Origin of the sequence: Flagellimonas alginilytica (assembly GCF_042134605.1) — a bacterium.
GTDB classification, from domain to species: domain Bacteria; phylum Bacteroidota; class Bacteroidia; order Flavobacteriales; family Flavobacteriaceae; genus Flagellimonas; species Flagellimonas alginolytica.
On the sequence record NZ_CP169638.1, the window covers coordinates 2,676,717 to 2,702,500 of the forward strand.

Sequence of the window (25,784 nt, forward strand, 5' to 3'; positions counted from 1 at the left end):
TTAATGGTTAAAGAGTTGCTTAAGTTTAAAGATCGTCAGCATTTCCGACCTGTTTTTTCCTGCAAACGAATTTGCAATGGAATCGGCAGTTTCCACAATCAGTTTTTTAAGACTTTCGGAAAACTTTTCGGGGTGATCTTTATAAAAATCCTTAAACTCGTTAAAATATTCATCTCCCTCCTTTTCTTCACCTTCCAGCCAATCGAACACAATCTCGATTTGATAGGCCGCATCGGTATGGAATTCGTCCTCAACATCGTCCACATCCAACCAGAACTGCCTAACATATTTCCGCAAGCGTTCGACTTCTTTGGGCCTAACATTGTTGTCTGCCATGGCCACGGCGTAAAATAATTTTCCAAGGTTTTGGTAAAATTCGTTTCCTATTTTCTCAGAATTCAGCATACCCTCATTTTTTAGTTTTCATAAATGTAGAACCAATACTACTTATTTTTTATGACATTGCTCAATAAATGTATGTCGTTGAAATGATTTAGGGGTTTGTTTTGCTCTCCATTTTAGTTAATCCCATGTTGATTCCATTTGGTCTAAATAGAACAATTCCATTATTGTTTTTAATGAGACGATTATTTAACAAACAGGTAAAGTGGAATAATATCGATAAATTTAAAGAAGTGCGTAATATTCAATTTTATAAATTAAACTAGAAGTATGGTAGCCAAACAAAGATTTTCGGCACGTAGATTTTTGTTGATGGTCATGTTGTCCATTTTTGCGATTTCGTGTAAACAGACCAATACCAAATCAAACGACCATCATAACCAAGGACATGGAAATGATGGCCACCACCACACACACTACGTGGAGTTGGATACGGTGCTTTCCCATAAACTGATATTTCCAAGTAAAGTCCCGGATAGGGTAATTGCCAATTTGCCAGAGAATGCCGCCACAACACTAGCGGTGAACTGGCGTACCAATCAACAGATAGATACCGCTTATCTAGAGGTTGCGGTGGCTACCGATGGCCTCGAATTTAAATTGGGAGATGTTCAACGTATAAATGCATCTACCCAAAAATTTGAAAATAAGCATGAAAGGCACAATGAACCTTTGGTGAAGGCCAATTTTCACTCGGCCAGTATAACGGATTTACAGCCCAATACCACTTATGTATACCGGGTGGGAACCGATATGTTCGGAACAGATGGTGATAAACTTTGGAGTGAATGGTTCCAGTATACTACAGCTTCCGATAAAGAAGGGGAGGAATTTAGTTTCATATATTTTGGTGATGCACAGAACGATGTTAAATCCATGTGGAGTCGTGTAATCCGAAATTCGTATAAGAAATTCCCGTCTGTGGATTTTATGTTACATGCAGGGGACTTGATCAACAGTCAAGATTCCAATTTGGAGTGGGGCGAGTGGTTCCATGCCGGAAGTTTTATCCATGCCACTGTTCCAAGCATGATGACTCCGGGCAACCATGAATATAGGGGTGAAGAGCTCACAACTTTATGGAAGCCCCAATTTAATCTGCCCAAAAATGGCCCTAAAGGTTTGGAATCGGTTTCAGAGACCACATATGTTTTGGATTATCAAGATTTGAAAATAGTTTCCATAGACGCAGTACTTTTTGATAGGAATGAAGAATCCAGGGAGCCACAAGTTCAATGGCTAGATTCTGTTTTGGCCAGCAACACCAAGAAATGGACAGCTCTGACCATGCATTTTCCCCTGTACACCCCTGCCCAAAGAAGAGAAGATAATGCCGCCTTGATAGAAAACCTTAAACCATTGATAGATAAATATAAGGTAGACCTTGTTTTGCAGGGGCACGATCATACTTATGCAAGAGGACAGATCAGTAACGAAAGCTCTGGGGTAACCACCATGTCCGACGCAGGAACAATCTACGCAGTATCCGTTAGTGGTCCTAAAATGTACGAATCCACCAATAAGGACTGGATAGAAAGAAGAGGGGAATTTACCCAATTGTTCCAGATCATAACCATAAAAGGGGATAAGTTGAGCTATGAAGCCTACACACCGATCGGAACTTTGTACGATGCCTTCGATTTGATCAAAAAAGGGGAGAAGAAACAATTGATCAATCGCATTCCAGATACGCCTATTCGACTAAAAAAGGATTTTGTTGAGTAAATAAACATTAGGGAATACTTCTTCTCCACGAAATTTAATATGCTAGGGGTAGGTATTCTGAATTAAAGGCTGGTCGTTTTGGTTGTGCAAAGCGACCAGCTTTTTTTATGGGTTGATCTTAAAACAAAAACCAATGAACGGTGTTCGTCGAGAAGCTATAAATGCTGGGCAGTGTCCGATAAAAAGGAAATATGCTCAAGAATTGACTGTGGTTTCGAATTTGGTGACCTTGGACTGGATCTCTTTCTTGGAACTTATACAGTTCAACGTACCGTTAATAAAATTATCATAGAAAGAAGGCAACGAAAAAGTATCCGTAACCTTTGCACCCATAAACGGAAAGTAGCCCCTTGCGGATTCTAATACGGTCGCTCCACCTCGAGTGCCAGGTGAGGTGGCCATCAAGAGCATGGGTTTTTCTCTCCATACCTTTATATTTGACCTGGATAACCAGTCTAAGATGTTTTTAAACACAGCTGCATATGAGCCATTATGTTCGGCGAGTGATATCAGAAAGCCATCCGCAGTATCAAATATTCTGTTCAGTTTCTTGACCGCAGGAGGTATACCGTTCTCAGTTTCAAAATCAACCCCATAAATGGGCAAAACATAATTGTTGAGGTCGATTGGGATAATTTCTACGTTTTCAAGAAAGCTGACCGTGTAGGTCAACAGGGTTTTGTTAATGGAGTTTTGACTGTTGCTTCCCGCAATTGTGATGATTTTTTTCATGATTATAGTTTTTGGATTAATAGGATTTATAAAGTTTTTCGGTAATACAGACCGAAAGATGTTTTTTCAATGGGGTCGGGACCATATTGGTCATAGTCAACGCCAATACCAATTTGGTGCCCTGTAAACGATACTCCTGCGCGTAACTGCTGAAAACTTCTTGAGTGCATTTTAAACTTGTCCCAGATAGTTAAAAATTGTCCGTTTAACCAAAGGGAAGCTTTGTCGTTTATAGGTGAGTTGTACTGAAACTGTGCAAACACCTCGGCATAACCAACCCTTTTTTGTTCGGAGTGGGCAACCGTTGGAATAAGTACAAACAGTGTCTGTGAATTTTTTAGAATGAGCCTTGCGGAAAGGCGTTCCGCATAACCGGCAAAACTGTTGTAATAAATTGATGGGCCAACTCCTATGTGCTTATTGATGTTCCAAAATAACGTGGGCTGCACGCCTACTTCATCAAAAACTGAGTTCTCGTTTTTTCTGAATTTTTGAAAGAAAGCAAGGGTAACGATACTGAGCGTATTTTTGTTATTGATGGGATAACTTGAATAGATCGTGAAGTCTGTCTTGTCCAAACCTGAAAACAGTTCTACTTGGGTAAATTGCGCATTCAAGACTCCTGCAAATACAGTGAATATCAACGAAGTGAGTGTGACTATTTTTTTCATGCTTCAAAATTCCGAGAGGATCGCACGAAAAAAAATAAACTAGTTTAAGACTTTTACATCCGGTTGACCTTAGAGATGATCTTGCTCATAAACTCTGGGGTAATGCCAATATAGCCTGCGAGGTCCTTTTGGGTGATTCGATGTACAATGTTGGGATATTTCCGTTTAAATTCGATATAACGCTCCTCTGCGGTCAAGGATATACCCTGGTTGGAACGTTTTATATAGCTTATGAGTGATTTTTGATAGAGTATTCGGTAGAAACGTTCGAATTTTGGAACCTCTTTAAACAGAAGGTCGTAATTGGTCCTTGAAATGCCCAATAACTCAGAATCCTCGGTAGCTTTTATAAAATAATGAGATGGGGCCTTGGTCATAAAACTGGCCATGTCGCCCGTCCAATGATCCTCAACGGCGAACATAGAAATATGTGGAGTACCTTCTTTATCCAAAGTATAGACCTTTAGGCAACCTTTGGTTATAAAATATTCGTACCGGGCAATTTCCCCCGCTTGCAATAAAAAGGCTTTTTTTCTGACCCTTATTTTTGTAAGCAAAGAAGTATATTTCTGTTTTTCGAGCTCGGTCAAATCAATGAACCTACATACGTTATCAATAATTAGTTGATGTGGGTGCTCCAAGGTGAAGATAGTTTTGTGTACGTTCTTTAAAATTAAGGATTTGATCGAGGATGTAGCGAAGTTGTACTCTTTTTTTCCAATGAATGGTTTGTGGTCGGTTGTCTGATTGTTTAATCTATTGCAAGTTTTGGTACAGAAAATCCAAATTTCAGTTGAAAACGATTCCAAATAAAAAAGTCTGCTAATGATCAGCAGACTTTTTTAAAGCAAAATGTTTTTAAAGTGACCTGACTGGGGCTCGAACCCAGGACCCTCTCCTTAAAAGGGAGATGCTCTACCAACTGAGCTATCAGGTCTTCATTAAGTGCCCAGCTGTTTGGCTAAGCGGGTGCAAATATAACATCAATAATCTATTTTCCAAGGTGAATTAATGATAAATTTGTGTTTTTTTAAAATCAGATAAAATTCTTAAACATGAAATTGGTTTTACTAGGATATATGGCAAGTGGAAAGTCGACCGTTGGAAGATTGTTGGCCAGGCATTTAGATGTTAAGTTTATCGACTTGGACGAGTATATCGAGGCACATCAAAAAAAATCGATAAAAAATATTTTTTCTGAACACGGAGAGATATTTTTTAGAAAACTGGAACATCAACTACTCTCCGAAGTATTGGATAAAGATGAATCCATCATACTTTCTACCGGAGGAGGAACACCTTGCTATGGAAATAATATGGAAACGATCCTAAATAAATCCGATCATTCCATCTACCTAAACCTGGGCATTCCCAATTTAGTGGAAAGAATAGTAAAGGGCAAGGACAAGCGTCCGCTGGTCAAAAATATAGAAGATGCGGAACTTCCGGAGTTTGTGGGAAAACATTTGTTCGAGCGCCGACCCTATTACGCCAAGGCCAAACATATTTTGGATTGCAATGGGGACGACCCGGATACTACGGTAAATAAAATACGCTCGCTACTCTAAATAGACCGCGTTGTTTTTGGGTTCAAAATCCACCTTAATGTGCTCGTTCAAAGAGGTAGATAGGGAAATGCCCTTAAAATCGGCCTTAATAGGGTATTTTTTATGATTTCTGTTCACCAATACAGCTGTTTTAAGCTGTTTTATGGGCGTTTTAAGAAAATGATGGGTTCCATATATCAACGTTGTTCCGGAATTAAGTACATCGTCCACCAATACAATGGATTTGTTAAGATAATCCGCTTCGGGAAGTGAAGTGCTCACGCCACTTTCCAACGGATTTTTTTTGTTCATATCCACTTTGCACAACACAATTTCCGAATCTGTAATCTTTTTGAGTACGGCGATTATTTTTTTCGCAAAACTTAAACCACTTCCATTTATGCCCGCGATAACAATTTCCTTTTCGTTCACATTGGTCTCATAGATCTGATAGGCGATTCGTTTGGCAATATGCTGAATTTGGTCGTGGGTAAGAATGCGGTTTATCATGGTAAATTATGCTTGGTTCAAAGATATAAAAACGGTTTATTCCGGTTCGTCCATAAAGTCGTCCAAATCGCGACGGTCCTTTTTTGTAGGTCTTCCCAATCCCTTTTTACGGTAATGTTTTTTTGCATATTGAAGTAGTTCGCTGTGTTCAAAAGCATCTTTGGGAGTGGTGTCCTTTCGGTAAATATCCACCAGTTTTGCGCCAACGCGGCTATCCGGAAGGTCCAAAACGGTAAGTTGGTAATCTATCTGGTTTTTTCGGACCAATATTTTATCCATGGGATAAACCTCTCGGGAAGGCTTCACAGCATTTCCGTTTACCTTTACATGACCTTTTTTTACCGCATTGGATGCAATGCTCCGGGTTTTAAAGTATCTAACGCACCAAAGGAACTTGTCTATCCGCATGTCTTCGCAAATCTTTGTTAATGGACAAAGCAAAAATAACGGAAAATTGTATCTTGCGCGCCTAAATAATTGACTTGATGAGGTACGGAATTACAATTTTCTTATGTTTTGCGATCGCTCTCGTATCCTGTAACAATGATGACGATGACGGTGTAGTTGAGGTGCCACCTAGGTTATTGGCCGAAGTAGCGACCGAAGATCACGAAACCATCAAAGAGTTTTTGAACACCCACTTTTACAACTACGAGGATTTTGATACCCCTCCTTCAGATTTCGATTATAAAATTGTTATCGATACCATTGCTGGTGAGAATGCGGGCAAGAAACCATTAATGGAAGATGCGGTTCCGTTGACCATAAAGGTGTCGTCCAACCAATTTGGTTTGAGCGAAGAAGAAACGGATGTAGAGCACACCTATTACTATATTGAGGTTCGTGAAGGCGAGGGGGGGAGCCCCACCTATGCAGATTCAACATTGGTAAGATATCAAGGTTCTGCCTTGGATGGTGAGCTGTTCGATGAAAATCAAGATTTTACGTGGCAGGAGTTGCCTTCGACATACAGGGGCTACGCTAATGGCATTTCCAATATGAAAGCAGGGACTACCGACCAAGTGGTGGATAATCCCGATGGTACCTATCAAATCAACAATAGTGGTTTGGGCATTATTGTTATGCCATCTGGTTTGGCCGCGTTCAATGGTACAGTAGGAACCGCTGGAACCTATGCGCCGGTGCTTTTTAAAATAGAACTAGGCCTTTACGTGGAAGATACCGACAGCGATAATGATGGCATTCCGTCTATTTTGGAAGATGTGAACGGAAATGGTTATTTGCTGGATGACAATACCAATGCCGATGAAGAAAGATTTAGTCCGGTTGCCAACTTCCGTGACCCGGACGATGATGGCGACGGAGTTTCGACCAGAAAGGAAATTTCTGATGAGAACGGCAATATTATACTGCCCTATCCCGATTCGAATGGTGATGGTACACCGGATTATTTAGATCCCGATATCAATTGATCGGTAGTAGATGTAAATAGAATATAAAAAAACCCTGTTGATACCAACAGGGCTTTTTTTATATGGTCAAAACAATTCCTATAATTTGAGCGATAGTGCAAAGATAACTTGGGAAGGCCTGGAGTCTACCCTTCCTTCGACATTGGCAACATTTGCATCAATAAATTCAGCTTCGTTTTCGGAGAAGCCTCTTTCATATCTAACATCGAGTCCCAATTTTCCCAAATTAACGCCGACACCGGCATTTAAACCTACGGTAAAATCATTTTTTACATCTTCAATTTCAAGATCGCCCAAATCGTTGTTCAACGTATATTGGAAAGCAGGACCGGCAAAAATATGTAGTGGGCCTATCAATTTATATCCTAAAAGAACGGGCATATCCAATTTGGAGACATCATAATCCTGGGAATCACCTGCGACCTCGTACGAACTCTTGGTTTTGGAATACACCAATTCAGGTCTCAAATAGATTTTAGGAAAATCCAATTTGCCCCAAAATCCAAAATGATAACCGGCCTTACCTTCGGCTCCTTCCACAATGTCGGAACCGCCATCCCCAACAGAACTGATCAAATCACCGTTCTTGTTGTAGGATAAACCGGCCTTGATACCAAAACCAGAGCCACTTTGGGCCATTACCGTTGTTCCGATTAGAGCAAAAACTGCTACTAAAAAAGTTTTTTTCATAAGTGTTGTTTTTTAAAAGGTTGAAAAAATATTCCAAAGGAATATCGTATCGAAACTATTTTCGCTTCAACACTTTTAAAACGGCTGCTTCAATGGCTTTATTGTTCAATCCGTATTTCTCCATAAGCTGATCTGGAGTGCCACTTTCCCCAAAAGTGTCTTGAGTTGCCACAAACTCTTGTGGGGCAGGATTATGCGATGCCAGAACTCTGGAAACACTTTCTCCAAGCCCTCCCAAATAATTGTGTTCCTCGGCCGTTACCACACATCCGGTTTTTTTAACGGAATCCAAAATTGCCTTTTCATCCAAAGGTTTTATGGTATGGATATTGATCACTTCTGCCGATATACCTTGGTTTTCCAATGCTTCGGCAGCTATTAGGGCCTCCCAAACCAAATGTCCCGTTGCGATTATGGTGACATCGGACCCTTGGTTGAGCATTAGAGCTTTTCCAATTTCAAATTTTTGGTCCACTGGAGTAAAGTTGGCCACTTTGGGCCTTCCAAAACGGAGATAAACCGGACCATGGTGCTCGGCAATGGCAATGGTGGCAGCTTTTGTTTGGTTAAAATCGCATGGGTTGATGACCGTCATTCCCGGTAGCATCTTCATAAGGCCTATGTCTTCCAAAATTTGGTGTGTGGCACCATCTTCACCTAGGGTTAGTCCGGCGTGAGAGGCACATATTTTTACATTTTTGTCCGAATATGCGATGGATTGTCGAATTTGATCGTAGACCCGCCCTGTTGCAAAATTTGCGAACGTGGATGCAAAAGGAATCTTACCGCCGATGGTCAGACCTGCAGCAATTCCCATCATATTGGCTTCGGCAATACCTACTTGAAAGAAACGCTCAGGGTTTTCCTTAATAAAAGTTTCTATTTTAAGGGAGCCTACAAGGTCAGCACAGAGGGCTACTACATTTGGATTGGTTCTCCCCAATTCCGTCATACCAGCGCCATATCCGCTTCTCGTATCTTGTTTTCCTTGATCTGTATATTTAGTCATTGTTTCTGTTTCTAAGATTAGTAATCGCCTAAAGTTTCTGGGTTCTGTTCCAATGCATTTGCCAATTGCTCATCGTTCGGAGCTTTACCGTGCCATGCATGGGTGTGCATCATAAAGTCTACACCGTTGCCCATTTCGGTTGTCATCACAATACAAACAGGCTTTCCTTTTCCAGTTCTGCTCTTAGCTTGGTTCAAGGTGGCAATTACGGCTTCAAGGTCGTTGCCGTTTTCCAGTTCGATGACGTCCCATCCAAATACCCTGAATTTTTCTGCTACATCGCCCAACGGAAGTACGTCTTCCGTTTCACCATCTATTTGTTTGCCATTGCGGTCAACGGTAGCGATCAAATTGTCGACCTTATTTCCGGCCGCATACATGATCGCTTCCCAGTTCTGTCCTTCCTGTAGTTCTCCATCGCCATGAAGGCTGAATACCAAATGATCATCACCATTTAATTTTTTTGCAAGTGCGGCACCGATGGCTACCGACATGCCTTGACCCAAAGATCCGGACGCCACACGGACCCCAGGCAATCCTTCGTGCGTGGTGGGGTGGCCCTGTAATCTTGAATCGATTAATCTAAATGTGTTCAATTCTTCAACAGGGAAGTATCCTCTCCGAGCTAAAACACTATAAAAGACCGGTGAAATATGGCCATTGGACAAGAAGAAAAGGTCTTCTCCGATTCCATCCATATCAAAACCATCATTTAAATCCATAATGTCGTTGTAGAGGGCAACAAGAAATTCGGTACAGCCCAAAGATCCCCCGGGGTGTCCGGAATTTACCTTGTGCACCATTCTTAAAATATCCCTTCTTACCTGTACTACCAGGTCCTGTAATTCTTGCGTATTCGGCATGGTGTCTCTAATTTAAGCATCAAATGTACTGGCATTATTTGTGGAAAACAAGTGCCTAAAACACAATGGTCGGCATATAAGCGGTTGGAAACTTTATTTTTTTGTTAAGGATTGGCGAAACTGAGTTGGTTATATTTGCGGTTTTAAAACAAACAATTGGATTTTACCCTATTACAAACGGATAGCAAGACCAAGGCCAGGGCAGGTAAACTGGAAACTGACCATGGAACTATACAGACCCCTATTTTTATGCCCGTAGGAACGGTTGCCACCGTAAAGGGCGTGCACCAGCGAGAATTAAGGGACGAGATAAACCCCGATATTATCCTTGGGAATACGTATCATCTTTACTTAAGACCCAAAACCACCATATTGGAAGAGGCCGGGGGACTCCATAAATTTATGGGATGGGACAGGCCTATATTGACGGATAGTGGTGGCTACCAAGTATACTCACTATCGGGCAACAGAAAAATAAAAGAGGAAGGCGTAAAATTTAAATCCCATATAGATGGATCCAACCACTTTTTTACACCTGAAAATGTAATGGAGATACAGCGTACAATAGGAGCCGACATCATCATGGCTTTTGATGAGTGTACGCCATATCCCTGTGACTATCAATACGCGAAGCGATCTATGCACATGACGCACCGGTGGTTGGACAGATGCATCAATCATCTGGAAAAGTTGCCGTACAGCTATGATTATACCCAAAGTTTTTTTCCCATTGTGCAGGGTTCCACGTATAAAGACCTAAGAAAACAATCGGCGGAATACATTGCTTCCGTAGGAGCAGAGGGAAATGCGATCGGTGGTTTATCCGTGGGAGAGCCTGCAGAGGAAATGTACGAAATGGCAGAATTGGTCTGTGATATTTTGCCAGAAGATAAACCAAGGTATTTGATGGGTGTTGGTACGCCGATCAATATATTGGAGAATATTGCATTGGGAGTGGACATGTTCGATTGTGTTATGCCCACCCGAAATGCAAGGAACGGAATGTTGTTCACGGCGCATGGTACCATCAACATCAAGAACAAAAAGTGGGAAAACGATTTTTCGCCTATTGATGAAATGGGAATTACCTATGTGGACACCGAATATTCCAAGGCGTATTTGCGCCATTTATTTGCTGCCAACGAATATTTGGGCAAACAAATTGCCACGGTTCACAACCTTGGATTTTATTTATGGTTGGTACGTACCGCTAGAGAACGTATTTTAGCCGGAGATTTTTTGGAGTGGAAAACCAAAATGGTCCGTCAAATGGATAAAAGATTGTAATGTTTACCATACTCGATAGATACATCTTAAAGCGCTACTTGATCACCTTTATGGGGATGCTCTTGTTGTTTGTGCCTATCGGGATCATGGCCAACCTAGCCGAAAAGATTGGTAAGATCATAGATAATGAGGCACCATTGTCCGAGGTCATCGTATTCTATGGTAATTTCACTTTAGTGATCGGCAACCTTCTGTTGCCCATATTCCTTTTCCTGTCCATAATATTTTTTACATCCAAACTGGCAAGCAACACCGAAATTGTGGCCATTTTAAGTTCAGGCGTATCTTTTTGGAGGTTTTTGCGCCCTTATTTTGTGGGCGCTACCTTGGTGGCCATTCTTATTTTTATGATGGGTATGTTCATTGTGCCCCATGCCAGTATCGGGTTCAACGAATTTGAATATAAATATTTTAAAAAGGGAAAACGAGACCGGGTAACGGAGAACATCTTTAACCAGTTGAACGAGAACGATTATATCTACGTTAGCAGTTTTGATCCCAACCGTCAGATCGGTTACAATTTTACCTACGAGCATTTTGATTCCATTGGAAAGTTGGACTACAAAATTTTCGCAAGTAACATTAGATGGGTCGAGGACGATAGTATCTACAGACTTACCAATTACGAAAAACGAACCATATTGAACGAAAGGGAGTTTATAGATGCCAAAAGGCGACTCGATACGGTTTTCTCCTTCAAAATAGACGATTTAACGCCAGTTTCTTACGTGGCCGAGACCAAAAACCTTTTTGAATTGAACGAATTTATTGAAGATCAGCGTAGAAAGGGAGCGTCCAATATTAATGCCTATGTCCTGGTAAAATACAAACGATGGGCCTTGCCCATTGCTGCTTTTATTCTTACCGTAATAGCCGTTGCCGTTTCCTCGGTAAAGCGAAGAGGGGGCATGGGGCTTAACCTGGCCTTTGGTATAGGAGTGGCCTTTGTATATATTTTCTTTGATAAAGTATTTGGGACCCTGGCGGAACAATCTGGTTTTTCACCATTGCTCGCTGTGGTAATTCCCAACTTACTTTTTGGTGTTTTTGCCGTTTATATGCTCATGAAAGCTAAGCGATAAACCATCAAATTTGATCTATAGGGCTGAAGTTAAAACATTTGCATATTTCATGCGAGTAAGCCATAATGTTATATATTTGTCCCCATTGTTTTTTGTGAAAATAAATGACTTCCCATGGAATATCTAGATTTTGAACTCCCCATCAAAGAACTTGAAGAGCAACTTCAAAAGTGTATGATCATAGGGGAGGAAAGTGATGTGGACGTGTCCGAAACGTGCACACAGATCGAACAGAAACTTGATCAGACCCGAAAGGATATCTATAAAAACCTAACTGCTTGGCAAAAAGTACAATTGTCAAGACACCCCAGTAGACCCTATACAATGGATTACATTAAAGCCATTTGTGGAGATACCTTTTTGGAGCTCCATGGTGACAGAAATGTTAAGGACGATAAGGCGATGGTGGGCGGACTTGGAAAAATAGGGGACCAGAGTTACATGTTCATTGGTCAGCAAAAAGGGTACAATACAAAAACGCGCCAGTACCGAAACTTTGGTATGGCCAATCCGGAAGGGTACCGAAAGGCGCTCAGATTGATGAAATCCGCAGAAAAGTTCAAAATCCCAGTAGTATGTTTTGTAGATACTCCGGGAGCCTACCCAGGTATCGAGGCAGAGGAGAGGGGGCAAGGTGAGGCCATAGCCCGCAACATTCTCGAGATGACCCGACTTAAAGTACCGATCATCGTAATTATTATTGGTGAAGGAGCATCGGGAGGTGCACTGGGCATTGGAGTAGGAGACAAAGTACTTATGTTGGAGAACACATGGTACTCCGTTATATCCCCAGAATCCTGTTCATCCATACTTTGGAGGAGTTGGGAATTTAAAGAGCAGGCCGCCGATGCACTGAAGTTGACCGCAACCGATATGAAAAAACAAAAGCTGGTCGATGAGATAGTGAAAGAACCATTGGGCGGAGCACATGCCAATAGAGAAAAAACATTTGAAACCGTCGCGAACAAAATTTCGTCACATTTCGAAGAGCTCAAAAAGTTATCACCAAAAGAATTGGTGAAAGCTCGCATGGATAAATATGCGAATATGGGTGTCTTTAGTGAATAAATCTTGTTTTTCAGGGGTTCACCTTTTTCTTTAGGTTTTATCCTCAATTTTTTTTATGTTATTAACAGGTATTTTAAGTTATTAACAATCCAATTGTTGAGTACCTGTGGAAATCGTATTCATCTAATTTAAAGTTAACTTAAGGTTAATTAGCTACTTTCGCATTCATGGAAAAACCTAGCCCTATCGTAGGACATCGAGTGGACAAATCTGCCCTGATCAATCTTGAAAGAGGTAAAATACCACCTCAAGCAGTTGATTTAGAGGAGGTTGTATTAGGGGCTATGATGATCGATAAAAAAGGAGTTGATGAAGTAATCGATATTCTGCACCCAGACGTATTCTACAAGGATTCCCATAAATATGTTTATGAAGCCATCTTCAAGTTGTTCGAATCTTCTGAACCAGTGGATTTATTAACGGTCTCGGGACAGTTAAAGAAAGATGGGAAACTAGAAGCGGTAGGCGGGGACTTTTATTTGATAAAACTGACCCAAAAGGTCGCTTCATCCGCACATATCGAGTTTCACGCGCGGATCATCCTTCAAAAATATATCCAACGAAGCCTGATTAAAATATCCAACGACATTATTGAAGAGGCATATAGCGATGCAACCGATGTTTTTGATCTGTTGGACAGTGCCGAAGCAAAATTGTACGAGGTAACGCAGGGCAACTTAAAGCGTTCTGCGGAAACTGCACAGAATTTGGTAATACAGGCCAAAAAACGAATTGAGGAAATTTCCAATAAGGAAGGGCTTAGCGGTATCCCATCTGGATTCGATAAATTGGACAAACTTACATCTGGGTGGCAACCCAGTGATTTGATCATTGTTGCGGCAAGACCTGGTATGGGTAAAACGGCATTAACGCTTTCCATGGCACGTAATATTGCCGTGAATTCCGAAATTCCAGTGGCGTTCTTCTCCTTGGAGATGTCCTCCGTACAGTTGATTACTCGTTTAATATCTTCCGAAACAGGATTGTCCTCCGAAAAATTGAGGACCGGTAAATTGGAAAAACACGAGTGGGAACAATTGAACGTTAAGGTAAAGACCCTGGAAAAGGCGCCTTTGTTTATAGACGACACCCCTTCGTTGTCCATATTTGACCTTCGTGCCAAGGCCAGGCGATTGGCATCCCAACACGGAATTAGACTTATAATAATAGATTATTTGCAGTTGATGACCGCAGGGGGTAGCCAAAAAGGAGGAAACCGTGAACAGGAGATTTCTACCATATCCCGTAACCTAAAGGCATTGGCCAAGGAACTTAATGTTCCTGTAATAGCACTGTCCCAGTTATCGAGGGCGGTGGAGACCCGTGGAGGTAGTAAAAGACCTATTCTTTCCGATTTGAGGGAATCCGGGGCCATTGAACAGGATGCGGATATTGTATCCTTTATCTATAGACCGGAATATTATAAAATTGACGAGTGGGACGATGAGGAACGCACCCCGACCCAAGGTCAAGCAGAATTTATTGTGGCCAAACACCGTAATGGTGGTTTAGAAAATATTAGGTTAAAATTTGTGGGTGCTCTGGGTAAATTTGATAACTTGGATGACTTTGATTCCCCATTCGAATTCCAATCGAAGATGAATGCGGACGAAGAAAATCCCTTTGCGACACCAAATCTTCCGAGTGCGGATGATGCTTTCGGTAGCGCAATGAACAGTAATGACCCAGATGATAACGACGTGCCGTTTTAAAAAATTACTTTCCAAAGTGTCATTTCGAGCGTATGCGAGAAATCTCACCTACATGTTTATTTTGTTTTTTTTCTTTAAAGCTTCAGCTTCCGTTATTCTGATTCCAATGGATGTCGAAGGGCAGAAAAATCATTTAAAAGCTTACGGAATAACCTATTGGGTACTCTCCAAACAACAAAAAGTGCAATGGTTGCTCAATTATCGGGGCGGTTCCTTTATTTTGCCCGATGGAGATGCCATTCGAAAGGAATGCCAAATTCGAGGTGTTTCCTTTGAGATCTTGTCCGACGCACAGGCCGAGCAAATCTTGGATGACATTTCCAGTCCTTCCCAAAATCAAGATGCGGTAATCCTAGAAAAAGCACCACAAATTGCCGTGTATTCCCCAAAGGGAAACCAACCTTGGGACGATGCCGTTACCATGGTGCTTACCTATGCCGAGATTCCCTATACAACCATTTATGATACCGAGGTTTTAGGAGATAAACTGGCCTTGTACGATTGGCTGCACCTCCACCATGAAGATTTTACAGGTCAATACGGCCGATTTTACGGACATTACCGTGCAGCACCATGGTACATCAGAGATAAGGAGAAGGCAGAAGAGTTGGCCAAAAGTCTCGGCTATGCCAAGGTCTCCGATCAGAAATTGGCAGTGGCCCTAAAAATAAGAAATTATGTTATCGGAGGTGGGTTTATGTTTGCCATGTGTTCCGCGACCGATAGTTTTGATATTGCCCTGGCGGCAGAAGATGTGGATATTTGCGAACCTATGTTCGATGGGGATCCTTCGGATGCGAATTATCAGGCCAAACTTAATTTCAACAATACATTCGCCTTCACCAATTTTACTTTAGAACGAAACCCCATCCGTTACGAGTTTTCATCCATCGATATGACAAATAAGCGGGCCAATGTCCCCAAGGAATCAGATTACTTTTCGTTGATGGAATTTTCTGCAAAATGGGATCCGGTGCCCACTATGTTAACACAAAACCATACAAGTTTGGTAAAAGGTTTTATGGGGCAAACAACAGCCTACACCAGAGCGCAGATCAAACCGACCGTTATGGTTTTGGGCGAGAACAAAATCAATGGAGAGGCCAGGTATATCCATGGTATTAAAGGAAAGGGTTTCTTTACTTTTTATGGTGGTCACGATCCGGAAGATTACCAGCATAGGGTAGGAGACCCAAAAACGGAGCTGGAACTGCATCCTACTTCGCCCGGTTATCGTTTGATTTTGAACAACGTTTTGTTTCCTGCTGCCCGCAAAAAGAAGCAAAAGACCTAGCTCAAGTACTTTTTGAAGAAATCTATGGTCCTTTCCCACGCTAAATTGGCTGATGCCTCATCAAAGCGCGGTGTTGTATTGTTATGGAAACCGTGGTTGACATCAGGATAAAAATGCGCTTCGTATGCTTTGTCGAATTTTTTTAATTTGGCCTCGTAGTCTTCCCAACCAGCATTTACCCGTTCATCCAATCCTGCAAAATGAATTAATAGGGGGGCTTTTATTTGGGCCACTTCTTTATCCTCTTTGGGCTGACTGCCATAAAAAGGAACAGCGGCGGCCAATTGCGGCACTTTTACGGCCATCATGTTCGAAATCCATCCACCGAAACAAAAGCCGACTACCCCCACTTTACCGTTGCAGTCTTCATGGTTTTTGAGATATTCGTAAGCGGAGATAAAATCCTCCAACATCTCGTTACGGTCCCTTTCCCGTTGCATCGCCCTTCCCTCGTCATCATTTCCGGGATAGCCTCCAAGTGGGGTGAGGGCATCCGGAGCCAACGAAATAAAACCTGCCTTGGCAGCTCTTCTTCCCACATCTTCAATATAAGGATTAAGGCCTCGGTTTTCGTGCACCACAACCACACCGCCCATTTTACCGGAGCTGTTTTTTGGCTTGGACAACAACCCTTTGATTTCTCCACCGCCTTTTGGGGAATTATAAGTAATGAACTTGGAATCCAATTCCGGGTCATTGGGAGATACGGTCAAGGTGTCCTTGTAATTGGGCATCACAAAACTGAGCAGGGATGCCAGCGTGATGCCACCTACGGCATAAACGGAAAGCTTCTCCATAAACTCTCTACGATCTAACTGATTGTGGGCATATTTGTCGTATAGGTCAAAAACCTCTTGTTTAATGTCTTCTTTTTTTAGTGATGCCATAGTGTTGGTGTTTGGTTAACAATGTTCTTAAGATACAAATTATCTTATTGATGAATCATAAAATTAATTGGAAAGTGCTTCTGCAGTGCCAAGCCGGAAATAGTTTTGATTACTTTTTTATGGTGAGATTATCCACTGGTTTATTTTTTGGCCATGCTTGACTGATCATGTGATGGGTGATCAACCATTTTCCCTGCATATTTTGATACACCCTCAAGTGGTTGATTATCCTGTCGTCCATGGGTGTTCCATCGGGCCATTTTTGATTTGTACGGATGTTTTGTGTTCGTACCGTGGCAATGGAATCATTTGGAAAACGGATATCGTTCGCTCCATAATTGTTTTCTCCGGACATAACAAAATTCAATCCAAAAATCGATTCCAAGAGTTTTTCTAAATCTTCCTTGGATCGTGCCCTATCACCAAAGGCATTGGTCCAGTCTATTTCATCGGCATAATATTTTATTGCAAGTTGAAGATCTTTCGATTCCCAGGCTTTATCCCAAGCATCAATACTTTCAATAATTTGGGCAGAGTCTTTGGCATGATCGATTGGGGATTCGACGATTTTGTTGTCACAACCGGCAAGAAGAAATACAAGGACCACTGCGTATGCTATATTTTTCATACGATTGATTTTTTAAAAAAACGGGGGAAGTTGCAATCGACGTAATCAACTGCTAATCATAAAGATATATAAAAAATACAATTCGGTCAGAAAATCTTAGAGGAGTTTTTCCAAAATGCGCTCCACACCATAATCGTCGTTGCTACTGGTTGTGTATTTCGCTGTTTTTAGCACATTGGGGTGTGCATTGGCCATGGCAAAACTATAATCCGACAATTGAAGCATTTCTAAGTCGTTGTTGTAGTCCCCAAATACCATTATTTCGTTGGAAGAGATATTGTATTGATCCATTACCTTTTGCAGGGCATAGCCCTTATGTGCGTTTAAGTCGGAAATATCGACCCAGTTGGCACCTGAGACCTTGACTTTTAAGTCGCGTTCCAGATGTTTTACATGAGGAAAAATGTGCTTTTCGGAGCTCTCAAAATGGTAGATGGCAATTTTTAAGACCTCTTCATCCACTTGTTTTTGGTGATCTACTATTTCAAACTCCGAATAGTATTCACGAAGCATGTCTATAAACTCATTGGAAGTACCACCTACAAAGGCATTGTTTTGACAGCATAGCACAGGATGTACATCCTCCAAAGGAAGCACGGTGTCCAGGATGCGGCGTACTTCGGATGTGCTAATTGGGGTCGAGAGCAAGGTTTGTTCCTGTTTTTTGATCAGGGCCCCGTTTTCGGCAATTATCAAAATTTCGTTCTTGATGGAATCCAATTTATCGACCATGCTATGGTACTGCCTGCCACTCGCTGCTACAAAAGCAATATTTTTCTTTTTGAGTTCTTGATATATTTCAAAAAAACGGGGGCTTACCTCATGGTTGGAATTTAATAGAGTCCCATCCATATCGGTGACCACCATCTTAATTTGTGATAAATCCATGTAAAATAGTTAAGCCACAAAGGTATTTTATATTCACAGATAGCACCGGTAGTTTTGGTAAACTTTATATTAATTTCGGGCTAGAGAATTTTTTGGCATGAATTTTTATCAGAAAGAAATACAACTACGGTCTTATTCTAGAGGATTCCATTTGATTACGGATATAATTCTTGATGCCTTGCCTGAACTCCGAAAGATAAACACTGGGTTTTTGCAGGTCTTTATCAAGCATACTTCGGCCAGTTTAACGATCAACGAGAATGCCGATCCCACGGTTCGAACAGATTTTGAAAGCCACATGAATACCATGGTACCTGAAAATGCGCCGTATTACGTGCATACTTACGAAGGACCGGACGACATGCCCGCTCACATCAAGGCCTCCCTAATGGGGACTTCGGTACAGATTCCTATAACCCAGGGTAGATTGAACATGGGTATATGGCAAGGTATTTACCTGTGCGAACATCGTAACCAAGCTTCGGGCCGGCAATTGGTGGTTACCGCTTATGGTCAATAAATGAAGTCGTATCGGTTTTTGCCCAGTGGAGAACATATATAAAATAAAAGATCCCGCACGAGGCGGGATCTTAAAATAAGCGGGGTAAGTTTATATTAACTTTTTACTTTACTTTCTCAACGATTGCCTTGAAGGCATCTGGGTGGTTCATGGCCAAATCGGCAAGAACTTTTCTATTAAGTTCAATTCCATTGGCTTTTACTTTACCCATAAATTGAGAGTAAGACATTCCGTGCATTCTGGCACCGGCATTGATACGGGTAATCCATAGCGAACGGAAAGTACGCTTTTTGTTTCTTCTATCACGGTAAGCGTAAAGCATTGCTTTTTCTACCGCATTTTTGGCTACCGTCCAAACGTTTTTACGTCTTCCAAAGTAACCTTTGGCTTGCTTCATCACTTTTTTTCTTCTAGCTCGTGAAGCAACTGAATTTACTGATCTTGGCATAATGTGTCATTTTTTTGTAGCAGGCGCCTCAATTTTTGAGGACTTGGTTGGCCCGACTCCATGGTTAATAAATAATGTACCGGTGAACAATTATTTTAAACGTAACTGTTCTTTGATGTTGTCCTCATCCGCTTTGTGAACCAAAGTGGAATGGGTCAACTTAAGCTTACGCTTTTTAGATTTTTTGGTCAAAATGTGACTCTTAAAAGCGTGCTTTCTTTTGATTTTACCAGAACCGGTAAGCTTAAAACGCTTTTTGGCACTGGATTTTGTTTTCATCTTAGGCATTTTCCTAGTATTTAACTCCGCTTATTAGACCGAACTATGTTCGGTTTTATTTTTTACTTGTTTTGGGTGCGATGAACATGGTCATTCGCTTGCCTTCCAATTTTGGCATTTGTTCAACCTTACCTAGGTCTTCCAATTCCTGCGCCAACCTTAGAAGTAATATTTCGCCTTGATCTTTATAAACGATGGAACGTCCTTTAAAGAATACATAGGCTTTTAACTTGGCTCCGTCTTTCAAGAATTTCTCTGCGTGTCTTTTCTTGAAATCGTAATCATGATCATCCGTCTGTGGGCCAAATCTAATTTCCTTTACGACCACTTTACTCGCTTTGGCCTTCATGGCTTTATCACGTTTCTTTTGCTCGTAAAGGAACTTTTTATAGTCCATTACCTTACAAACAGGGGGTTCGGCATTTGGTGATATTTCTACCAGGTCCAATTCCTGTTCGGTTGCTATTTCCCTAGCTTTTGATATGGGGTAAACACCCATTTCAACATTATCGCCGACAAGACGTACTTCCCGGGCTTTTATTTTTTCATTGATGTTGTGAGGGTTTTTGTTTTCCCTCCTGGGTTGGGGTCTAAATCTTCTTCTAATTGCTATGACGTAAACTTTTTAATTAAACTTAATTTTTTAGAACGACTTTAAGGTACTATTTATTTCAGTAGTTACCAAGTCTGAAAAAGCATTAACGCTTAGACTTCCTAAATCTTCGCCGCCATGACGCCTAACAGAAATGGTAGCAGACTCTTCTTCCTGTTCACCTACAATGATCATGAATGGAATTTTTTTGAGTTCTGCTTCACGGATTTTTTTCCCTACCGTCTCGTTCCTATTATCAATGAGCGCGCGAATTTCGTGATTTTCTAACGAATTCAAAACTTTTTCCGCATATTTTTCGTGTTTCTCGCTGACGGGCAGTACAATAGCCTGTGTCGGAATCAACCAAAGCGGGAAGTTTCCTCCGGTATGCTCCAGCAATAGGGCAACAAATCGTTCCATGCTGCCAAAGGGCGCACGGTGGATCATTACCGGTCTGTGCAGTTCATTATCACTGCCTTTGTAAGTCAGGTCAAATCGCTTCGGTAAATTATAGTCAACCTGAATGGTGCCCAATTGCCAGTTTCTGCCTAGGGCATCTTTTATCATAAAATCCAGTTTTGGACCATAAAACGCAGCTTCACCACTTTCGATTATGTAGTTTAGACCTTTCTCTTCGGCAGCGTTGATAATTGCGCTCTCTGCTCTGTCCCAATCTTCGGCATTACCAATATATTTGTCGGGATTTTCCATATCCCTTATGGATACTTGGGCCGTAAAATCGTCAAAACCCAATGAGTTGAGTACATATAAGGTAAGATCGATAACATTTTTGAACTCGTCGTTCAATTGCTCGGTGGTGCAAAAAATGTGCGCATCGTCTTGAGTAAAACCCCTTACCCTGGTAAGGCCGTGCAGTTCACCACTCTGTTCGTACCTATATACAGTGCCAAACTCCGCATACCGTTTTGGCAGATCCTTGTAACTGTATGGTTTGCTGTTGAAAATCTCGCAATGATGAGGGCAGTTCATGGGTTTTAACAAAAACTCTTCGTCCTCTTTTGGTGTATGTATGGGTTGAAAGCTATCTTCACCGTATTTGGCATAGTGACCGGATGTAACATAAAGTTCCTTTTGGCCAATATGTGGGGTCACCACCATTTCATAACCGGCTTTCTTCTGTGCTTTTTTAAGGAATTGTTCCAAGCGTTCACGTAATGCTGCTCCATTGGGCAACCATAAAGGGAGGCCTTGGCCAACCTTTTGTGAAAATGTGAAAAGCTCAAGTTCTTTCCCTAATTTTCTATGGTCCCTTTTTTTGGCCTCTTCCAAGAGCTGAAGATATTCCGTTAATTCTTTCTGTTTTGGAAAAGAAATACCGTAAACGCGGGTTAACTGTGTATTGTTTTCATCGCCGCGCCAATAAGCACCGGCAACGCTCAAAAGCTTAATTGCTTTTATAATGCCTGTGTTCGGAATATGCCCTCCTCGACACAGGTCGGTAAAAGTGCTATGGTCGCAAAATGTTATGGAACCATCTTCAAGGTTTTCAATGAGCTCAACCTTATACTCGTTCCCTTGTTCTTTATAATAAGAAAGAGCCTCCGCTTTGGATACGTTTCTCATTTTATAGTCGTGTTTGCCTCGGGCTATTTCCAAAGCTTTCTTCTCTATCTTCGGAAAATCTTTTTCGGAAATGGTATGATCGCCAAAATCCACATCATAATAAAATCCGTTTTCAATGGCCGGACCAATGGTTAGCTTAATTCCAGGATAAAGCTCTTCCAAAGCTTGGGCGACTACGTGGGATGTAGAGTGCCAAAATGCTTTTTTGCCCTCAGCATCTTTCCAAGTGTAAAGAGTCAATGCACCGTCTGTGGTCAATGGGGTGGAAGTCTCGACCGTTGTATCATTGAACTTTGCAGAAATAACGTTTCGGGCAAGCCCTTCGCTAATACTTTGGGCGACAGAAAAGGGAGAAGTTCCCTTTTCGACTTCTTTTACAGCACCATCAGGCAATGTGATCTTTATCATGTTGTTTAAACTTCTAAGTTTTATTTTCAAGACGACAAAGATAATACCTTGTATAGATGCTGCAATACCTATTTACTATATAAGCATTAATTTTCTTGGTATCAAAAGGTGATTGTGGTCGATTTGTAAAAGGAAACGGTTGAAAACGAATGCAACTTTTGAATTTTTCAAAAAAATTGTATTTTTATCTGCTTTGTTTTCAGTTGATTGACGACATGTTGTTGGGAGAATTAAAAAAACATCTTGTTTATTCTTGAAATGGTGTTACATTTGCAGCCCCAAAAACAACAAAGGGTTTGTTTTTTGGAGACGTTCACAGGCATTTTGAAAGACTGTTTTTGGCAATAGAAAAAAACAGAAAAAAATAGAGCAAAGCATTGTGTAATCAAAAAAAGCATTTTACATTTGCAGCCCGAAAAACACCAAGGTGTGTAAGGGGAAAGTTCATGTAAAAACACTGTTTTTGAGGTCGAAAAAATGTTTTGAATTTTTTTTCAAAAAAACCTTGCCAAATAAAAAAACAGTTGTAAATTTGCACCCGCTTTACCGAATAGGTGAAGAGGTGGAATCGATAAGAAATTGATTTTGATTGTCGGTTCGAGTGAAACAAACAAGTTCATATACATATTGTAACGACAGCGTAAGAATTATAAAGAACCATTTTGATGCGGGGACTCGTGTTTTCGGGTGTCGGACAGACATTCAAGGAAATACAATGAAGAGTTTGATCCTGGCTCAGGATGAACGCTAGCGGCAGGCCTAACACATGCAAGTCGAGGGGCAGCGGGAAAAAGCTTGCTTTTTTGCCGGCGACCGGCGCACGGGTGCGGAACGCGTATGGAACCTGCCCCTGTCAGGGGAATAGCCCAGGGAAACTTGGATTAATGCCCCATGGTACCGTTACATCGCATGATGTTTCGGTTAAAGATTTATCGGACAGGGATGGCCATGCGTACCATTAGTTAGTTGGCGGGGTAACGGCCCACCAAGGCAGCGATGGTTAGGGGCCCTGAGAGGGGGATCCCCCACACTGGTACTGAGACACGGACCAGACTCCTACGGGAGGCAGCAGTGAGGAATATTGGACAATGGGCGGGAGCCTGATCCAGCCATGCCGCGTGCAGGATGACTGCCCTATGGGTTGTAAACTGCTTTTATACGGGAAGAAACGCACCTACGTGTAGGTGTCTGACGGTACCGTAAGAATAAGGACCGGCTAACTCCGTGCCAGCAGCCGCGGTAATACGGAGGGTCCGAGCGTTATCCGGAATCATTGGGTTTAAAGGGTCCGTAGGCGGGCCTGTAAGTCAGGGGTGAAAGTTTGTGGCTCAACCATAAAATTGCCTTTGATACTGCAGGTCTTGAGTCATGGTGGGGTTGCCGGAACATGTGGTGTAGCGGTGAAATGCATAGATATCACATAGAACACCGATCGCGAAGGCAGGTGACCAACCATGTACTGACGCTGATGGACGAAAGCGTGGGTAGCGAACGGGATTAGATACCCCGGTAGTCCACGCCGTAAACGATGGATACTAGCTGTGGGGACTTCGGTCTCCGTGGCCAAGCGAAAGTGATAAGTATCCCACCTGGGGAGTACGTTCGCAAGAATGAAACTCAAAGGAATTGACGGGGGCCCGCACAAGCGGTGGAGCATGTGGTTTAATTCGATGATACGCGAGGAACCTTACCAGGGCTTAAATGCAGGCTGCATGGGGTAGAGATACCCCTTTCTTCGGACTGCCTGCAAGGTGCTGCATGGTTGTCGTCAGCTCGTGCCGTGAGGTGTCAGGTTAAGTCCTATAACGAGCGCAACCCCTACCGTTAGTTGCCAGCATGTCAAGATGGGGACTCTAACGGGACTGCCGGTGCAAACCGTGAGGAAGGTGGGGACGACGTCAAATCATCACGGCCCTTACGTCCTGGGCTACACACGTGCTACAATGGCCGGTACAGAGGGAAGCCACCCCGCAAGGGGGCGCGGATCTACAAAACCGGTCACAGTTCGGATCGGGGTCTGCAACTCGACCCCGTGAAGCTGGAATCGCTAGTAATCGGATATCAGCCATGATCCGGTGAATACGTTCCCGGGCCTTGTACACACCGCCCGTCAAGCCATGGAAGCCGGGAGTGCCTGAAGTCCGTCACCGCGAGGAGCGGCCTAGGGCAAAATCGGTAACTAGGGCTAAGTCGTAACAAGGTAGCCGTACCGGAAGGTGCGGCTGGAACACCTCCTTTCTAGAGAAAGAGACGCCCGGAATATCGGGTCCTGCACGAGGTGGTTGTTATAGTATTGCGCTGTCGTTCATAATATGTTACAAATACTGGCAATAGGCCAAGACAGTCTCATAGCTCAGCTGGTTAGAGCGCTACACTGATAATGTAGAGGTCGGCAGTTCGAGTCTGCCTGAGACTACAAGTCGAAAGAAAGACGAGAAGCCTGTGCTGAGCGCAGTCGAAGTAAGTCTGCCTGAGACTACGATGATAAGTTCATTGAGTACTGAGATTAGGAAATTCTAGATGTTGGGTTACCGTTATATAGTACTGTTAACTGATAACTGTTAACTGACAACTGATAATGGGGGATTAGCTCAGCTGGCTAGAGCGCCTGCCTTGCACGCAGGAGGTCATCGGTTCGACTCCGATATTCTCCACTGGATAGTATTGGGTGTCCAGATTTTAGAAGTGAGATTCATCTCATGTCTAATATCTAACATCTCAAGACTGTTAAAAAGTTCATTGACATATTGGGACGGAGCAGGATTGATTTATATCGATCTGTGCGAAGTCAAAGAAGAAACACGAAGTAGAATAGAACATTAAGGATTACGAGAGGGCATTTGTATCTTAGGGTACAGGTGCGACAAGCAAAAGAAGGGCGTATGGGGGATGCCTAGGCTCTCAGAGGCGAAGAAGGACGTGATAAGCTGCGAAAATCCACGGGGAGCTGCACATGAGCATTGATCCGTGGGTGTCCGAATGGGGCAACCCGGCTGGTTGAAGGCCAGTCACACCGTAAGGTGGGCGAACCCGCTGAACTGAAACATCTAAGTAGGCGGAGGAAGAGAAAACAAGAGTGATTCCGAGAGTAGTGGCGAGCGAAATCGGATCGGCCCAAACCGTTGTTGTTCCGGCAATGACGGGGTTGTAGGACCACAATGTTCTTTGCGCGACGAACCGGAAGCAGTTGGAAAGCTGCACGATATGGGTGACAGTCCCGTACGGGCAAGGAGCGTTAAAGATAGTGGTATCCTGAGTAGCGCGGGGCACGTGAAACCCTGTGTGAATCCGGCGGGACCATCCGCCAAGGCTAAATACTCCTGAGAGACCGATAGTGAACCAGTACCGTGAGGGAAAGGTGAAAAGAACCGTGAATAACGGAGTGAAACAGACCCTGAAACCATACGCCTACAAGCGGTCGGAGCCAATTTATTGGTGACGGCGTGCCTTTTGCATAATGAGCCTACGAGTTACTTTTACCGGCAAGGTTAAGCACTTCAGGTGCGCAGCCGTAGCGAAAGCGAG

Annotated in this window: 25 protein-coding genes, 3 tRNA genes and 2 rRNA genes (1 of these 30 only partly in view); 13 read left to right on the plus strand and 17 right to left on the minus strand. The window is 42.5% G+C overall.

From position 1 onward, the window contains the following. Nucleotides 1-405, minus strand: a complete 405-nt coding sequence (locus ABTP35_RS11915; RefSeq protein WP_252080162.1) for a hypothetical protein — start codon at nucleotides 403-405, stop codon at nucleotides 1-3. A 267-nt stretch (nucleotides 406-672) separates the two neighbouring features. Between ABTP35_RS11915 and ABTP35_RS11920 the strand changes: the two genes are divergently transcribed. Continuing rightward, nucleotides 673-2,127, plus strand: a complete 1,455-nt coding sequence (locus tag ABTP35_RS11920; protein WP_375334221.1) for a fibronectin type III domain-containing protein — start codon at nucleotides 673-675, stop codon at nucleotides 2,125-2,127. A gap of 195 nt (nucleotides 2,128-2,322) precedes the next feature. On the opposite strand, the gene ABTP35_RS11925 is transcribed toward ABTP35_RS11920, so the two are convergent. From ABTP35_RS11925 to ABTP35_RS11940, 4 genes are all read right to left on the minus strand, one after another. Further along, nucleotides 2,323-2,859, minus strand: coding sequence for an NADPH-dependent FMN reductase (locus ABTP35_RS11925; protein WP_375334222.1), 537 nt, complete (start codon nucleotides 2,857-2,859; stop codon nucleotides 2,323-2,325). A 26-nt stretch (nucleotides 2,860-2,885) separates the two neighbouring features. Then, nucleotides 2,886-3,530 (minus strand): hypothetical protein, encoded by a 645-nt coding sequence (locus ABTP35_RS11930; protein WP_375334223.1) that lies wholly within the window; start codon nucleotides 3,528-3,530, stop codon nucleotides 2,886-2,888. A gap of 53 nt (nucleotides 3,531-3,583) precedes the next feature. Further along, nucleotides 3,584-4,171, minus strand: a complete 588-nt coding sequence (locus ABTP35_RS11935; protein ID WP_375334224.1) for a Crp/Fnr family transcriptional regulator — start codon at nucleotides 4,169-4,171, stop codon at nucleotides 3,584-3,586. Between the two features lie 223 nt (nucleotides 4,172-4,394). Next, nucleotides 4,395-4,467 (minus strand) — tRNA-Lys (locus ABTP35_RS11940). 118 nt (nucleotides 4,468-4,585) lie between these two features. Here ABTP35_RS11940 and ABTP35_RS11945 point away from each other — a divergent pair. Continuing rightward, nucleotides 4,586-5,098, plus strand: coding sequence for a shikimate kinase (locus ABTP35_RS11945; protein WP_224837721.1), 513 nt, complete (start codon nucleotides 4,586-4,588; stop codon nucleotides 5,096-5,098). Here the strand turns inward: ABTP35_RS11945 and ABTP35_RS11950 are convergent. Further along, on the minus strand, nucleotides 5,090-5,587 hold the full coding sequence (locus ABTP35_RS11950) for a phosphoribosyltransferase family protein (RefSeq protein WP_224837720.1): 498 nt from the start codon (nucleotides 5,585-5,587) through the stop codon (nucleotides 5,090-5,092). The two genes, ABTP35_RS11945 and ABTP35_RS11950, sit on opposite strands and share 9 nt — an antisense overlap. Before the next feature lie 36 nt (nucleotides 5,588-5,623). Then, nucleotides 5,624-5,995 (minus strand): RNA-binding S4 domain-containing protein, encoded by a 372-nt coding sequence (locus ABTP35_RS11955; protein WP_252080139.1) that lies wholly within the window; start codon nucleotides 5,993-5,995, stop codon nucleotides 5,624-5,626. Nucleotides 5,996-6,072: 77 nt separating this feature from the next. Here ABTP35_RS11955 and ABTP35_RS11960 point away from each other — a divergent pair, with 77 nt between their 5' ends. Further along, nucleotides 6,073-7,020: an FKBP-type peptidyl-prolyl cis-trans isomerase gene (locus tag ABTP35_RS11960; protein ID WP_375334225.1), complete on the plus strand. Its 948-nt coding sequence runs from the start codon at nucleotides 6,073-6,075 to the stop codon at nucleotides 7,018-7,020. A gap of 78 nt (nucleotides 7,021-7,098) precedes the next feature. Here the strand turns inward: ABTP35_RS11960 and ABTP35_RS11965 are convergent, their stop codons facing one another. Genes ABTP35_RS11965 through ABTP35_RS11975 form a run of 3 tightly spaced genes read right to left on the minus strand, consistent with a single transcriptional unit; the run spans nucleotide 7,099 to nucleotide 9,582 of the window. Further along, the gene (locus tag ABTP35_RS11965; protein ID WP_375334226.1) at nucleotides 7,099-7,710 is read right to left on the minus strand and encodes an outer membrane beta-barrel protein; all 612 of its coding nucleotides are present in this window, start codon (nucleotides 7,708-7,710) and stop codon (nucleotides 7,099-7,101) included. Nucleotides 7,711-7,765: 55 nt separating this feature from the next. Continuing rightward, complete coding sequence (locus tag ABTP35_RS11970) at nucleotides 7,766-8,719, minus strand: transketolase family protein (protein ID WP_224837716.1); 954 nt, start codon at nucleotides 8,717-8,719, stop codon at nucleotides 7,766-7,768. Nucleotides 8,720-8,736: 17 nt separating this feature from the next. Continuing rightward, on the minus strand, nucleotides 8,737-9,582 hold the full coding sequence (locus ABTP35_RS11975; protein WP_375334227.1) for a transketolase: 846 nt from the start codon (nucleotides 9,580-9,582) through the stop codon (nucleotides 8,737-8,739). Nucleotides 9,583-9,738: 156 nt separating this feature from the next. Here ABTP35_RS11975 and tgt point away from each other — a divergent pair, with 156 nt between their 5' ends. The 5 genes from tgt (at nucleotide 9,739) to ABTP35_RS12000 (ending at nucleotide 16,025) form a co-directional block, all read left to right on the plus strand. After that, complete coding sequence (gene tgt, locus ABTP35_RS11980; RefSeq protein WP_338195944.1) at nucleotides 9,739-10,869, plus strand: tRNA guanosine(34) transglycosylase Tgt; 1,131 nt, start codon at nucleotides 9,739-9,741, stop codon at nucleotides 10,867-10,869. Next, nucleotides 10,869-11,951 (plus strand): LptF/LptG family permease, encoded by a 1,083-nt coding sequence (locus ABTP35_RS11985; RefSeq protein ID WP_293296048.1) that lies wholly within the window; start codon nucleotides 10,869-10,871, stop codon nucleotides 11,949-11,951. Before tgt ends, ABTP35_RS11985 begins: the two co-directional genes overlap by 1 nt. Nucleotides 11,952-12,065: 114 nt before the next feature. Further along, nucleotides 12,066-13,019 (plus strand): acetyl-CoA carboxylase carboxyltransferase subunit alpha, encoded by a 954-nt coding sequence (locus ABTP35_RS11990; RefSeq protein WP_224837712.1) that lies wholly within the window; start codon nucleotides 12,066-12,068, stop codon nucleotides 13,017-13,019. A 167-nt stretch (nucleotides 13,020-13,186) separates the two neighbouring features. Then, a complete protein-coding gene (gene dnaB, locus ABTP35_RS11995; protein ID WP_224837711.1) occupies nucleotides 13,187-14,731 on the plus strand; it encodes a replicative DNA helicase in 1,545 nt (514 codons plus the stop codon). Nucleotides 14,732-14,783: 52 nt separating this feature from the next. After that, nucleotides 14,784-16,025: an asparagine synthetase B gene (locus tag ABTP35_RS12000; RefSeq protein ID WP_293296046.1), complete on the plus strand. Its 1,242-nt coding sequence runs from the start codon at nucleotides 14,784-14,786 to the stop codon at nucleotides 16,023-16,025. Here ABTP35_RS12000 and ABTP35_RS12005 read toward each other — a convergent pair. The 3 genes from ABTP35_RS12005 to ABTP35_RS12015 form a co-directional block, all read right to left on the minus strand. Then, nucleotides 16,022-16,912, minus strand: coding sequence for a dienelactone hydrolase family protein (locus ABTP35_RS12005; protein ID WP_293296044.1), 891 nt, complete (start codon nucleotides 16,910-16,912; stop codon nucleotides 16,022-16,024). The genes ABTP35_RS12000 and ABTP35_RS12005 overlap by 4 nt on opposite strands. A 109-nt stretch (nucleotides 16,913-17,021) precedes the next feature. After that, nucleotides 17,022-17,540 (minus strand): YybH family protein, encoded by a 519-nt coding sequence (locus ABTP35_RS12010; RefSeq protein WP_375334228.1) that lies wholly within the window; start codon nucleotides 17,538-17,540, stop codon nucleotides 17,022-17,024. A 96-nt stretch (nucleotides 17,541-17,636) separates the two neighbouring features. Further along, nucleotides 17,637-18,428 carry an HAD family hydrolase gene (locus tag ABTP35_RS12015; protein ID WP_293296040.1) on the minus strand — a complete coding sequence of 264 codons (792 nt, stop codon included), beginning with the start codon at nucleotides 18,426-18,428 and terminating at the stop codon, nucleotides 17,637-17,639. A 97-nt stretch (nucleotides 18,429-18,525) separates the two neighbouring features. On the opposite strand from ABTP35_RS12015, the gene ABTP35_RS12020 reads away from it, so the two are divergent. Then, a complete protein-coding gene (locus ABTP35_RS12020; RefSeq protein WP_293296039.1) occupies nucleotides 18,526-18,948 on the plus strand; it encodes a secondary thiamine-phosphate synthase enzyme YjbQ in 423 nt (140 codons plus the stop codon). 103 nt (nucleotides 18,949-19,051) lie between these two features. On the opposite strand, the gene rplT is transcribed toward ABTP35_RS12020, so the two are convergent. From rplT to thrS, 4 genes are all read right to left on the minus strand, one after another. After that, a complete protein-coding gene (rplT, locus tag ABTP35_RS12025) occupies nucleotides 19,052-19,396 on the minus strand; it encodes a 50S ribosomal protein L20 (RefSeq protein WP_014033571.1) in 345 nt (114 codons plus the stop codon). A 90-nt stretch (nucleotides 19,397-19,486) separates the two neighbouring features. Continuing rightward, the gene (gene rpmI / locus ABTP35_RS12030) at nucleotides 19,487-19,684 is read right to left on the minus strand and encodes a 50S ribosomal protein L35 (protein WP_224837705.1); all 198 of its coding nucleotides are present in this window, start codon (nucleotides 19,682-19,684) and stop codon (nucleotides 19,487-19,489) included. Nucleotides 19,685-19,730: 46 nt separating this feature from the next. After that, complete coding sequence (gene infC / locus ABTP35_RS12035; protein WP_286037781.1) at nucleotides 19,731-20,282, minus strand: translation initiation factor IF-3; 552 nt, start codon at nucleotides 20,280-20,282, stop codon at nucleotides 19,731-19,733. Nucleotides 20,283-20,318: 36 nt separating this feature from the next. Further along, a complete protein-coding gene (gene thrS / locus ABTP35_RS12040; RefSeq protein ID WP_375334229.1) occupies nucleotides 20,319-22,259 on the minus strand; it encodes a threonine--tRNA ligase in 1,941 nt (646 codons plus the stop codon). Between the two features lie 712 nt (nucleotides 22,260-22,971). Between thrS and ABTP35_RS12045 the strand changes: the two genes are divergently transcribed. From ABTP35_RS12045 to ABTP35_RS12060, 4 genes are all read left to right on the plus strand, one after another. Then, nucleotides 22,972-24,497 (plus strand): 16S ribosomal RNA (locus tag ABTP35_RS12045). A 104-nt stretch (nucleotides 24,498-24,601) separates the two neighbouring features. Then, nucleotides 24,602-24,675: transfer RNA gene (locus tag ABTP35_RS12050), tRNA-Ile, on the plus strand. A 164-nt stretch (nucleotides 24,676-24,839) separates the two neighbouring features. Then, nucleotides 24,840-24,913: transfer RNA gene (locus ABTP35_RS12055), tRNA-Ala, on the plus strand. A 206-nt stretch (nucleotides 24,914-25,119) separates the two neighbouring features. Beyond that, nucleotides 25,120-25,784, plus strand: a 23S ribosomal RNA gene (locus tag ABTP35_RS12060); it runs 2,154 nt beyond the window's last position. Together the 16S and 23S rRNA genes with 2 tRNA genes alongside form the textbook arrangement of a ribosomal RNA operon.